At 59.3% G+C, this 12,882-nt stretch carries 8 protein-coding genes; 6 read left to right on the top strand and 2 right to left on the bottom strand.

The window, feature by feature from the left end:
* Positions 1-326 precede the first annotated feature (326 nt).
* Positions 327-1,985: a nitrite/sulfite reductase gene (locus tag AC1MDC_RS01290; protein ID WP_085701888.1), complete on the top strand. Its 1,659-nt coding sequence runs from the start codon at positions 327-329 to the stop codon at positions 1,983-1,985.
* Positions 1,969-2,463: a DUF934 domain-containing protein gene (locus tag AC1MDC_RS01295; protein ID WP_007959510.1), complete on the top strand. Its 495-nt coding sequence runs from the start codon at positions 1,969-1,971 to the stop codon at positions 2,461-2,463. Before AC1MDC_RS01290 ends, AC1MDC_RS01295 begins: the two co-directional genes overlap by 17 nt.
* 42 nt (positions 2,464-2,505) lie before the next feature.
* Here the strand turns inward: AC1MDC_RS01295 and AC1MDC_RS01300 are convergent, their stop codons facing one another.
* Positions 2,506-7,392, bottom strand: coding sequence for a dermonecrotic toxin domain-containing protein (locus tag AC1MDC_RS01300; RefSeq protein ID WP_480392330.1), 4,887 nt, complete (start codon positions 7,390-7,392; stop codon positions 2,506-2,508).
* 193 nt (positions 7,393-7,585) lie between these two features.
* Entirely contained in the window at positions 7,586-8,608 is a 1,023-nt protein-coding gene (gene sohB, locus AC1MDC_RS01305) for a protease SohB (RefSeq protein WP_085695920.1), read from the bottom strand.
* A gap of 207 nt (positions 8,609-8,815) precedes the next feature.
* Between sohB and AC1MDC_RS01310 the strand changes: the two genes are divergently transcribed.
* From AC1MDC_RS01310 to AC1MDC_RS01325, 4 genes are all read left to right on the top strand, one after another.
* Positions 8,816-9,526 carry a histidine phosphatase family protein gene (locus AC1MDC_RS01310; RefSeq protein ID WP_085695919.1) on the top strand — a complete coding sequence of 237 codons (711 nt, stop codon included), beginning with the start codon at positions 8,816-8,818 and terminating at the stop codon, positions 9,524-9,526.
* Between the two features lie 48 nt (positions 9,527-9,574).
* The gene (locus tag AC1MDC_RS01315; RefSeq protein ID WP_085695918.1) at positions 9,575-9,892 is read left to right on the top strand and encodes an SCP2 sterol-binding domain-containing protein; all 318 of its coding nucleotides are present in this window, start codon (positions 9,575-9,577) and stop codon (positions 9,890-9,892) included.
* 262 nt (positions 9,893-10,154) lie between these two features.
* Positions 10,155-11,873 (top strand): hydrogenase maturation protein, encoded by a 1,719-nt coding sequence (locus AC1MDC_RS01320; protein ID WP_480392331.1) that lies wholly within the window; start codon positions 10,155-10,157, stop codon positions 11,871-11,873.
* A 123-nt stretch (positions 11,874-11,996) separates the two neighbouring features.
* On the top strand, positions 11,997-12,860 hold the full coding sequence (locus tag AC1MDC_RS01325) for a LysR family transcriptional regulator (RefSeq protein WP_085610473.1): 864 nt from the start codon (positions 11,997-11,999) through the stop codon (positions 12,858-12,860).
* The last annotated feature ends 22 nt before the right edge of the window (positions 12,861-12,882 follow it).

Genomic DNA, 12,882 nt, shown 5'->3' on the forward strand with positions numbered 1-12,882 from the left:
TATCGCTTTTCCTTGCCTTGGTTGGGTTGCTCATTGCATCGCCTCTTGTCGGTTTTGTCGGTGATTGCAGAAAGACTCGACCACAGTTAAGACGATGATTGACCGCACGACAAATGTGGGTTAGTTGACAGTAATTCTCGTTAGGCGATTTGGTTCTTTCCATATACTCAAACATCACTTTTGCGCATAACTGCAAACGGGTATATTGCCCCGGCTCCGTCAAGGAGTGCGCGGCCGTGCGCGCAGAATTGCAGAGGAACCATCGGACTCCAGCAAGCGAAAACGCAGCGTTTTCCGAGTGGCCCAAGCCTGAGAACAGGACTTATATGTACGTATACGACGAGTACGATCAGCGGATCATCGAGGACCGCGTCAAGCAGTTCCGTGATCAGACCCGACGCTATCTGGCAGGTGAGCTGAGCGAAGAAGAATTCCGCCCCCTGCGCCTGCAAAATGGCCTGTATATCCAGCGTTTCGCGCCGATGTTGCGCGTGGCGGTGCCTTACGGCCAGCTGACTTCGCGTCAGATGCGCATGATGGCCAAAATCGCCCGCGACTATGACAAGGGCTACGCCCACATCAGTACGCGCCAGAACGTGCAGTTCAACTGGCCGGCGGTCGAAGACATCCCGGACATCCTCGCCGAGCTGGCCACCGTGCAGATGCACGCGATCCAGACCAGCGGCAACTGCCTGCGCAACGTCACCACCGACCAGTTCGCCGGTGTTGCGGCCGACGAATTGATCGACCCGCGTCCGTGGTGCGAAATCGTTCGTCAATGGACGACCTTCCACCCGGAATTCGCCTACCTGCCGCGCAAATTCAAGATCGCCGTCAACGGTTCGACCTCCGACCGTGCGGCCATCGAAGTCCACGACATCGGCCTTGAGCCAGTGCACAACGCGGCTGGCGAACTCGGTTTCCGCGTGCTGGTGGGCGGCGGTCTGGGTCGTACTCCGGTCGTAGGCGCGTTCATCAACGAGTTCCTGCCATGGCAGGACCTGCTGAGCTATCTCGACGCGATCCTGCGGGTCTACAACCGCTACGGCCGTCGTGACAACAAATACAAGGCGCGGATCAAGATCCTCGTCAAGGCGCTGACTCCGGAAGTCTTCGCCCAGAAAGTCGATGCCGAAATGGAACACCTGCGCGGCGGCCAGACCACTCTGACCGAAGCCGAAGTTCATCGCGTCGCCAAACACTTCGTCGACCCGGACTACAAGGCGCTGAGCAGTCAGGACGCCGAACTGGCCGCCCTCGACAAGGAGCATCCGGGCTTCGCCCGCTGGCGCGCCCGCAACACCCTGGCGCACAAGAAGCCGGGGTACGTGGCCGTGACCCTGTCCCTGAAGCCGACCGGCGTTGCACCGGGCGACATCACCGACAAGCAGCTCGACGCCGTCGCCGACCTGGCCGACCGTTACAGCTTTGGCCAATTGCGCACCTCCCACGAGCAGAACATCATTCTGGCCGATGTCGAGCAGAGCCAGCTGTTCACCCTGTGGGGCGAGCTGCGTGAAAGCGGCTTCGCCACGCCGAACATCGGCTTGCTGACCGACATCATCTGCTGCCCTGGCGGCGATTTCTGCTCTCTGGCCAACGCCAAGTCGATCCCGATTGCCGAATCGATCCAGCGCCGTTTCGACGACCTGGACTACCTGTTCGACATCGGTGAACTGGACCTGAACATCTCCGGTTGCATGAACGCCTGCGGTCACCACCATGTCGGCCACATCGGCATTCTGGGCGTGGACAAGAAAGGTGAAGAGTTCTACCAGGTCTCGCTCGGCGGCAGCGCCAGCCGTGACGCCAGCCTGGGCAAGATCCTCGGCCCGTCTTTCGCTCAGGAAGACATGCCGGACGTGATCTCCAAACTGATCGACGTGTACGTGGAACAACGCACCGAAGACGAGCGTTTCATCGACACCTACCAGCGTATTGGCATCGACCTCTTCAAGGAACGCGTCTATGCAGCGAATCATTAAGAACAACGAGGTCGTCGACGAGACCTGGCACCTGCTGCCCAAGGATTTCAACATCGACGAAATCAGCAACTGCGACGACCTGATCGTCCCGCTGCAGCTGTGGCGTGAGCACGCCCGCATGCTCAAGGCCCGCGACGGCGGTCTGGGTGTGTGGCTGGATGCCGACGAAGAAGCCGAGGAAATCGGTGACGACGTGAACGAGTTCCAGGTGATTGCCCTGAACTTCCCGGCCTTCACCGACGGTCGCAACTACTCCAACGCCCGCCTGCTGCGCGACCGTTACGGTTTCAAAGGCGAGCTGCGGGCCATCGGCGACGTGCTGCGCGATCAGCTGTTCTATATGCGCCGTTGCGGTTTCGATGCCTTCGCCCTGCGTGCGGACAAAGACCCGTACGACGCCCTTGAAAGCCTCAAGGACTTCTCGGTGACCTATCAGGCCGCCACTGACGAACCGCTGCCGCTGTTCCGTCGCCGTTGACCGTGTACCCGAGCCTGCATTCGCGGGCTCGGGTATTGCTGCTTATCCCTGCGTTTTTACCAATTCGTTCGATTCCGGCGTGACCGGCAAGCTCAGACCCGGATGCCTCGCCAGCGCCGCAATGGTCAACTGTTTACGCAGCTCCAGGCTGTCATTTCTGAAGTTGTCTAAGATCGTCGTCATTTGTTGAGTGGCGGCTTCACGAGACAGTCCGACTTGCGCTTCCAGTCGCGCAAACGCTTGAGCGCTGCGATCGAACACACCGGTAAATGCATCCTGACGCGTCGCTAGCAAATACTCGGTCCAGAATTCCTGCCTGTTGACCCACTCAGAGAGTTGCGTCGTCTGCTCGGCCCTGACGACCTCCAGATACGCGTGATCGATCTGCGCATCGGTCACCTCGACATCCAGTGGCATATTCAGCTCCGTGGGTTGTGCAGGCAATGCCAGGCGCTGCGCCAGTCGTACCCGGTAAACAAGACTGATGTCCAGCGCCTGACGCTGGGTGAAGGTGCCTGCGCGGGAACGCCGCGCACTATCGATCAACGCCTGTTTTTCCACCTGCTGCAGACGAAACAGCCCGCGCAACAGGCGAACCAGATCGCCTTCCAGAGTCTGCGTGCCGGTGCGGGCCGCTGCCGCTGCCCGATAACACAGAACCCTGACTTCCAGATCGCTGAACAGTCCAGCAACGTTGGGCGCACTGAGCCAGCCTGCGCGGGCCATGCGAAACAGCGCACGACGCAACGAGTCGTCCTCGCAGGCAGCCTCCAGCACATTCCACACACGCTGGCCCAGCTGTTCGCGGGTTCGGGCAAAATCGGAGGTTTCACGCAGTTGCATGAGCACTTCAAAAAAATCCCGAGAGTCCGGATCAGCCGACAGTGACAACAGTACTTGCTTCGCCCGCTCAACCTCCACCGTCGGCAAGCCATTTACCCACGCGGTCCCTTCCCGACCTCCGGCCAACCGCGCGGCGCGGGCGTACTCGGTGGTGCTAACGCCCAGACTGATACCTTGTGACTGCTGGTACGCCGCGATGGCTTGCAAACTCTCTGTCGACAGCGGATTGCCGTCGATGGCGGTACCCCGGTTCAGTACAGCGCGAGAGTTGAACACTGATGGCGGGATATCGACGATCTGGTTATTGCGCAGATCGAGTGTTTCCAGATGCGCAAGCGCATCGGTTGCGGGCCATTCGCTAATGCCGGTGTTGCGCAGGTTCAGGTGACGCAGATTGCGCAGCGCCCTGATATCCGGAGTGCGCCCCAGGAGCGGGTTGAAACCCATATCCAGCGTACGCAGGTGCTGCTTGCTGGCCAGCTCCACAATCGTCTGCCCGGTAAGCCGGATGCGGTTGTTGCTCAAGTCCAGCCCCGTCAGCCCCGGCATGTCCCCGATCGCGAGAGGGATGCGTGTCAGTCCGTTCCCCGAAAGATTCAGCACCCGCAATCCGGGAAAGTTGTGCAGAAACCTGTTCAAACCTGCACTGGCGCCCACGCCGCTCATTTCCAGCACGGTGATGTGGGCAAAGTCACCGACAAGGGTCGGCATCTCCCCTAACGGCACCGGATCGAGGGTCAGACTGTAGGTCGGATGCCCCGGATGCGACGCGTCGCGGGTTTCCTTGCGCCACGCGCGCAAAATGGCTTGCATTGCCCGGGCTTTGCTGTGGACTGGCACCTTGAGCCTGGGCCCTTCTTCATCCTGATAGTACGTATTGCGATGAGTCCAGCGCTCCAGGGTTTCCACCATCGTTCGGTATTGCTCGTGCAACCGCTCAAGCGATCTGATGGCCAGTACTTCATCGGTGCCCAGTGAGGTCACGAAACGTTTGATCTGTGCGGTTGATTGGCTCGGGTACAACTCCTGCGCCCGACGCACGAGCGCGGGCGCGGGGGAAATGCCAGGAGAAGAATGGCTTGAAGGTGCCGATTGCTCGACAGTGACCTGTTCGATCCGGGGATCTGCCAGCCCCATGGGTGAACGATAACTCGATCGCACCGGTGCAATTTCCAGCACCCTGGCGAAGGCTTCGCGCCGCTGCAGCGCCAATGCAGTGATTTTCTGTCGCAAGCCCGTGCCGTCAACTTGCGCGTCAACGCCGATGGCCTTGCGACTGTGGGTTGGAAGGCTTTCCCACAGCGCCTGGAAAAAATTCGCCCGGGTGCGTGCCGGATGACTGGACACGCTATTGTTACGCGGATCCTGGACCTGATAGCGCTCGGCATAGGCTTCGACAAGCACTTTGTGTGGGGCATCGTTCGGGCCAATGACGGCCCGCTGATCGGCGTACACTCCCCAATCCAGAATTTCGACAAATACATCATCAGGCCAGCCCGGCAAGTGGCTCAGGGTATCGAGTACCAGCATGTCTGCATCGCGCCCGCTGGCGGCGTCCAGGTATAACCCCTCGTACGCGCGGTTCAGTCGCTGTACCTGCTGATAGCGCCTGGCTTCCTCGGCCAGACGCAACGGTACGGTGTCGGATTCAAGCTGCGCCCACTCACGCGCATCGGCATGTTGCACCAGTTCGTCGGCAACACTGGCTGAAAGCCCTGGAAACGCCTTGATGATCGTCTCGCCTGCGGAAAGCTCACAGACATCGGTTCGCCGGAACAACCGCTCCAACATCGCCATGCGCATCCGCGGCGCCAGCCCGGCAATATGTTTACCCAATAACGCTATCTGGTTTTTCGACTCCACAGTGGCCGAACCCAGCAAGTGTGTGCGCTCACTGTCGTTGAGTGCCGCCAGAAGAGGCGTATAAAACTGACCGTTGCGCAGTGCATCCTCACTGATGCTCACCTGGCGTTCAGTCTTGTCTGCGCCATAGCGGGCCACTTCGTTTCCAGTAATGTCCTTCACAAGGATGCCCATATCCCGTGGCCAGCGACCTGCCGCTGTCAGCGAATAAAGTTGCAGATCGGCATCCGCCAATGAAGCAGACGCGGGCGTGTCAATTTGCGCCATGAACTCACTGACGTCGGAATCTGCACGAAACCGTCTGACCGAGTCTGTGAGCATCGCCATTGGCTTGCTGCGTTGGACAAATAACTTGCGCATGGCCGCCTGGCTGACTCCGCTGGCCGCAATGACTTGCAGGGCACGGATGTCCGAAATCCTGTCCTCGCGAAAACCCAGACGACGGAACAGGGTCAACGAACTCCAATCATGGGGCAGCTCGGAGTCATGACGCCAGGCGCCAGCTCCATTGGTCTCAAGCAACGGTGAATAACGCCCGGGCAAGTGCGGGTCATGGACCTCCCACAAACCGGTGCCGGTCACCGGACGCACCGCATACGCGTCGGGACCCAGCGGCAAATAGCGGTTGTCTGCACGCCATACCAGCCCTTGCGCATCCGCAGCAAAACTGCGCGGCAATGACTCGCGCTGACGGTAAGCCTTCATGTCCGGATTCCACAGGCGATAAGACATTGGGCCAACCTGAACGCGCCGAAGTCCCTGGATGAAACTCGACGAACGCACGACTTTGTAGGCTTTGCCGACAGCAAGACCGCCTGCGGCAAAACCCGCCATGAGGATCAGGTTTTCAAGCGTATCGAACAGACAATCGGTGGCATGTTCCTGGTCACCGTGGGCCCAACTGTCGATGCCTTCGTAGATCTGACCGAGCAACTGGATCCCGGCGACGGCACAAATGACCTCACCGAGAACCGGCACGAAGGACGCAAAGAACAACAGCGTATTCAGCCCGATGGCTTTATAGGAGTCCTGCCTGGCAAGGCGGGTTTTCTCATCTTCATCATCCGTCGGCACTACCAGCAGGCGAGTATCGGCCCGAACCTGCTCCGCGCGGTGCTGGAACATCGCGAGAAACAGGTTATCTCTTGCGTCCCCCTGGAGATCGATCCCATTCAGCGGAAGAAAGGTCGTGGAAACGGGGAACTGGTTCGGTCGGGCTTTCAACAGACGTACGTCGAGTCCCGTGAGGAAAACCGAGCGATCCTTCATCGGGATGAAGCGCATGAAAAAACTGCGAAACTGCGAGTTGCGTAAACGCCCGCTCAACTCGAGCTCGAACTTCTGGAAACTGGGGTACTCCTTGAGAGGATGATCGGGATCGCCAGGCATATAGATGACACAACGGTAATCGTCATCCGCATGTTCGCTGACCGGACCGATGAACATCGGGCCTTTGAGCTGTACTCCGAGAATTTCAAGGCTTTGATAACCCAGGGTGTTCTTGCCCAGCTTGATTGCAGGATTCGAGTTCCTCACCGATCCAAGCATCTGGTGAACATCGGAACTGATATGCCCGCGCATATAAGCGATGTGCCGTTCGACATCAAACTGATCCCTGGAATATGCAATAGCGGACTCCTGCAAACTTGCGATTTGACTGTCGCTGCCGAAGAACCCCTCAATATGTTTCTGATATTGCTTGCCCAGATCCAGATACCGGCAAAGCCTGGCAAATTCGTGAGGCTGTATCGACAATACCTTATTGTTCCGTCCGGTTATCCGCTCCGGGATGTACAGCAAGGAACTCTCGTGATACGTGCTGGCCAGGGTTTCCGACAATTCGAAATTCTCGCAAGCCGCGGTCAACAAATCGCGATTGATGGGCAGCACCAGTTTTCTATGCAGCCCCAAGAGGCTCGACGCAGAGCGGACATGCTGAAATATCGCCCCTTCGACCTCAAAGGGTTCGCCCAGTTTCTCGGCCATGGCCTTGGCCAGCAGTGGCGTGCAAAAACTCTGAGGGGATTTCAGTGCGCGCAATTTTTCCCGCGCGGCGTGACGGGATTTGAAACTTTTCTTGAAACTTTCATAGAGATCGTTTCGAGCAGTTTCCGAAGACTCAAGCAACCAGTTCGGGATCTGCTTTTTATACAGGTCAAAAAAAACGCCCTGTTGAGCAGGCGTCATGACAGGCGTATTCGAATTACTTTTTTTAACATCCATGTTTAGCAACTTCATTTCTGAGAAGAGCGCTCAGAGTAAAGTTTCAGCTTCTTTCAATACAGCGCAATTAATTGATGAATCAACCGGCAAAACAACAACAATAGGCAACTATAAAATAACTATGTACCGCACTTTCTTCCGCTGAAAATGCAGCACGCCCGCGAGCCTGACAGCTCACGAGCGTGTGAAGTCTTTACCAGAAGCGTTGCTGAGTCAGACGGCTCCACCAGCTCAGCAACACGCGATCCACCGAACCGCTGGCCGCCATGCCGATACGTTCCTGCAGGCTTTTACGCTCGGCATAGTGCAGGTGATAGACCTCGGACTGTTTGGCACGCTCGGCCAGGTATTCGTCGCTGGTCTTGAGTTCGTCCACCAGTTGCTTGTCCAGCGCCGCGATACCGAGCCAGACTTCACCGGTGGCGACCTCGTCAATGGCCAGTTGCGGGCGATAACGGGCGACGAAGTTCTTGAACAGCTGGTGGGTGATGTCCAGGTCTTCCTGGAATTTCTCCCGGCCCTTCTCGGTGTTTTCGCCGAACACGGTCAGGGTGCGTTTGTATTCCCCGGCGGTCAGCACTTCGAAATCGATGTCATGCTTTTTCAGCAGGCGATTGACGTTGGGCAACTGCGCCACCACACCGATGGAGCCGAGAATCGCGAACGGCGCGCTGATGATCTTCTCGCCGATGCAGGCCATCATGTAACCACCGCTGGCCGCGACCTTGTCGATGCACACGGTCAACGGCACGCCGGCTTCACGGATGCGCGCCAGTTGCGACGACGCCAGACCGTAGCTGTGGACCATGCCGCCGCCGCTTTCCAGACGCAGGACCACTTCGTCCTTCGGTGTAGCCAGCGTCAGCAGCGCGGTGATTTCGTGACGCAGACTTTCGGTGGCCGAGGCCTTGATGTCGCCGTCGAAATCCAGCACGAACACCCGAGGCTTGGCGTCGGGTTTCTTCTTCTGTTTCTTCTCGGTTTTGGCCTGGCCCTTGCGCAAGGCCTTGAGCTGATCCTTGTCGAGCAGGGTCTGCTCCAGCCGCTCACGCAGGCCTTTATAGAAATCGTTGAGCTTGCTGACCTGCAACTGGCCCGCGGATTTACGCCGACCCTTGCTGCGCAATGCAGCAAAACTCGCCAGCACCACCAGAATGGCGATGACCAACGTCACGGTCTTGGCCAGGAAACTGGCGTATTCAGTCAAAAACTCCACAGTGACTCCTTCAAACGATGCGCGGTCGTGAAACCTGCGCGGGAATGGGCTCCAGCATACCCATGCACCGGCCCGTCGGCCAGCCGTGAAACCTCTGGCAACAAGGCTGGAACGGGCATTTCAAACAAGCGTATGTTTTTTCATTGACAGCTCACCGCCATCCCCATAACCTCGCCACAACCTTCAACGTACCGGGATGACGCGGACGTGGGCAGCATCTACTTGATTCGACATGGCCAGGCCTCCTTCGGTGCAGACGACTATGACGTCCTGTCGCCGACCGGTGTACGCCAGGCAGAAATCCTCGGCCGTCACCTCGCCGAACTCGGAATCAGCTTCGACCGCTGCCTGTCAGGCGATCTGCGCCGCCAGCAACACACGGCCAATAGCGCGCTGGAACAGTTCGCCGCCGTCGGTTTGCCGGTTCCGGTTCTGGAAATCGATTCGGCTTTCAACGAATTCGACGCCGACGCCGTGATCCGCGCCCTGCTCCCGGCCATGCTGCCCGAAGAGCCTGAAGCCCTGGAGATCCTGCGCAACGCCGCGCAAAACCGTGGCGAGTTCCAGCGCATCTTCGCCCTGATCATCGAACGCTGGCTCGCCGGCACCTACGACACACCGGGCCTGGAAAGCTGGCTGGCGTTCGTAGAGCGGGTACAGGCCGGGCTGCAGCGGATTCTCGAACAGGCCGACAACACCCAGAAAATTGCCGTGTTCACCTCCGGTGGCACGATCACCGCCCTGCTCCATCTCATCACTCAAATGCCTGCACGACAGGCCTTTGAACTGAATTGGCAAATCGTCAACACCTCGCTCAACCAGCTGAAGTTCCGCGGTCGCGAGGTGGCTTTGGCTTCCTTCAACAGTCATGCACACCTGCAACTGCTGAAGGCACCGGAACTCATCACGTTTCGCTGAGTCCGGATTACTGTGACCCTGCTGCAATCAACCAAAAAGGATCGAACCATGACCTCCGTAGCTGATGCCGTAAAAGCAATGCAAGCCAAGTTCAACCCAGCCGCCGCTGCCGGTCTGGATCTGGTCTTCGGTTTCAACATCACTGACGAAGACAAGCAATACGCCCTGATCGTCAAAGATGGCACCTGCGACATCCAGGAAGGCGAAAACCCGAACGCCAACTGCACGCTGGTGCTGGACAGCGAAACCCTCAAAGGTATCGTCAGCGGCGAAACCGACGGCATGCAGGCTTTCATGGGCGGCAAGCTGCGCGTTGAAGGCGACATGATGCTGTCGATGAAACTGTCCGAGCTGTTCCCGGCTTAAGGCCGCAGCCCGTCTGCAAACAAATCCCGCCCCTGTGGCGGGATTTGTCGTTTCAGGCGCTCAAACCGGCAAACGACGCCGCCAACTCAGTGCCCAAACCATTTAGGACAAGGCAGATCGTCGCCACTGCAACATTGGCTGACACAACGTTGATCTCGATCAGTGGCGCCCGCCACGCCAGTCTCTAACCTTGCGCCTCCATCGATTAGCCACGGACGGCTCACCGGGAGCCTACGGCTGACCTTTTCAAGGAAGAGCAATCATGCGATCACTCAACATCATTCTTCTGTCATCGGCGTTCAACGGCCTGACTCAGCGTGCCTGGCTGGAACTGCGTCAGGCCGGGCATTCACCCAGCGTCGTGCTGTTCACCGACGAAACCGCCGTGTGCGAGCAGATCGAAAACAGCGGCGCTGATCTGGTGATCTGCCCGTTCCTCAAAGACCGTGTCCCTCACACGCTGTGGAGCAACACCCAGCGTCCGGTGGTCATCATTCACCCCGGCATCGTCGGCGATCGCGGTGCCAGCGCACTGGACTGGGCGATCATGCGCGAGTTGCCATCCTGGGGCGTGACCGCTTTGCAAGCAGTAGAGGAAATGGACGCCGGCCCGGTCTGGGCCACCTGCGAATTCAACCTGCCGGCGGGCCTGCGCAAATCCGAGCTGTACAACGGCCGGGTCAGTGACGCGGCGATCCGTTGCATCCGCGAGGTGGTGGAAAAATTCATCGACGGCTTTGTGCCGGTGCCACTGGATTACACCAATCCCAAGGTTCGCGGCTGCCTGCAACCGAACATGAAACAGGACGACCGCACCTTCAGCTGGCACGACTGTTCGCGTTACATCAAACGCTGCATTGACGCGGCGGACGGCCAGCCTGGCGTGCTCGCCAGTCTCGCCGGCGGTCAGTATTACGTCTACGACGCGCATCTCGATCAGCGCACTGGCATTCCCGGCGAGATTCTCGCCGTGCACGACGACGCGGTATTGGTGGCCACCGGTGATCACAGCCTGTGGATCGGCTCGCTGCGACGCAAACCGCAACCGGGTGAAGAAACCTTCAAGCGTCCGGCGCGGCACGTGTTGGCCGGAAAACTGGCGAACGTGCCGGTGCTGGACTGGTCGGTCGCCAACGCGCCGTTCAGCGACGAAGCCTATCAACCCATCCGTTATCGCGAGTCCGGGCAGGTCGGCGAACTGACGCTGGAGTTCTACAACGGCGCCATGAGCACCGAGCAATGCCGGCGCATGGTCGAGGCGCTGCGCTGGGCCAAATCCCGCGACACTCAGGTGTTGTTGATCAAGGGCGGACGCGGCAGTTTTTCCAACGGCGTGCATTTGAATGTGATTCAGGCCGCCGAGGATCCGGGCGCCGAAGCCTGGGCCAATATCCAGGCCATCGATGATGTCTGCGAAGAATTGCTCAACGCGCGGCAACTGGTGGTCAGCGGGATCACCGGCAATGCTGGCGCCGGTGGTGTGATGCTGGCACTGGCGGCTGACATCGTGTTTGCCCGCGCCGACATCGTGCTCAATCCGCATTACAAGAGCATGGGACTGTATGGCTCGGAATACTGGACTTACAGCCTGCCCCGCGCCGTCGGCCCGGCGATGGCCGAACAACTGACCCAGGCCTGTCTGCCGGTCAGCGCTGCGCAGGCGCTGCAACTGGGCATGGTTCAGGAAATCGGCCCGCGCTGCCCGGACGAGTTTGGTTTGTGGTTGCTGCAACGGGCCAACAGTGTGCTGAGTGATCCGACTTATGCAGCGGTGCGGGAACGCAAGTTGCGGGTCGATCACGTGTTGATTCGTCAGTGTCGCGAAGCGGAGCTGCAAGAGATGCAGGAAGACATGCTGTACAACCGCAATCAGTTCGCCGAGAAGTGCCGGAATTTTGTGTATAAGCGCAAGACCTGCTGCACGCCGGCGCGGTTGGTGGAGGATTGGGCTCGAGTGCGGGAGGCTGAGTTGGCCGGTTAGTCCGCGGCGTCTGCTTTTTCCCTCACCCTGGCCCTCTCCCTCGGGCCGGTCCGGCGTTTCGGGAGGGTCAGGTTGAGGGCGCTTTTGCCTTACAATGCGCGCACCTCAACCACCGGCCCGCCCATGGACATCGACCTCGCCCGCACCTTTCTGGAAATCGTCCGCCACGGCAGCCTCGCCGCGGCGGCTGAAAAGCTGTTCGTCACCCAAACGGCAATCACCGCCCGGGTCCAGAAACTCGAAAGCCAGCTGGGCAGCACGCTGTTCGTGCGCAACCGCGCCGGTGCGCGGCTGACCGCCAACGGCGAGGCCTTCGTGGTCTATGCCAATCAACTGGTGCAGACCTGGGAAGCGGCGCGCCGCGACCTGCCCTTGCCCGAGGGTTATCACAACGTATTGCACATCGGTGGCGAGGTCAGTCTGTGCAACCCGCTGATGCTCAGTTGGGCCGCAGAACTGCGGGAGAAAATCCCCGGCCACGCCTTGCGTATGGATATTCGCGACGGCGAAAACCTGCTGCGTCAGCTCGAACTCGGGGTGCTCGATGCGGCACTGGTCTATCAACCGGAATACTGGCCGGGGCTGCAGGTCGAGCAGGTGCTGGAAGAGAAACTGATTCTGGTGACCACGCCCGGCCGCCCTGCTCCCTACGTTTACATCGATTGGGGCCCGGACTTCCGCCGCCAGCACGACGCGGCGCTGCCGGAGAAGGCCAAGGCCGCCCTGAGCTTCAACCTCGGCCCGCTGGCCCTGCAGTACATTCTGGAGAACGGCGGCAGCGGCTATTTCCGCACCCGGGTGGTGCGCACTTATCTGGAAAGCGGTGCACTGGAGCCAGTGACCAAAGCCCCGGAATTCGGCTATCCGACCTACCTCGTCTACTCCCGCGACCGCGACTCGGCGATCCTGCAACAGGCATTCGATCTGCTGCGCGAAGTGATCAGGGCCGATGACGACTGGTCGCAGCGCTGGAACCCGTTGAGCTGACCGCCGCTATGTACCGGAGCAT

The organism is Pseudomonas sp. 1 (assembly GCF_056626735.1).

What these genes read in the sequence shown, in the direction of transcription:
- AC1MDC_RS01290 (WP_085701888.1), top strand. Translation starts at nt 327, where the DNA reads ATGTACGTATACGACGAGTACGATCAGCGGATCATCGAGGACCGCGTC.
- AC1MDC_RS01295 (WP_007959510.1), top strand. Translation starts at nt 1,969, where the DNA reads ATGCAGCGAATCATTAAGAACAACGAGGTCGTCGACGAGACCTGGCAC.
- AC1MDC_RS01300 (WP_480392330.1), bottom strand. Translation starts at nt 7,392, where the DNA reads ATGGATGTTAAAAAAAGTAATTCGAATACGCCTGTCATGACGCCTGCT.
- AC1MDC_RS01315 (WP_085695918.1), top strand. Translation starts at nt 9,575, where the DNA reads ATGACCTCCGTAGCTGATGCCGTAAAAGCAATGCAAGCCAAGTTCAAC.
- AC1MDC_RS01320 (WP_480392331.1), top strand. Translation starts at nt 10,155, where the DNA reads ATGCGATCACTCAACATCATTCTTCTGTCATCGGCGTTCAACGGCCTG.
- AC1MDC_RS01325 (WP_085610473.1), top strand. Translation starts at nt 11,997, where the DNA reads ATGGACATCGACCTCGCCCGCACCTTTCTGGAAATCGTCCGCCACGGC.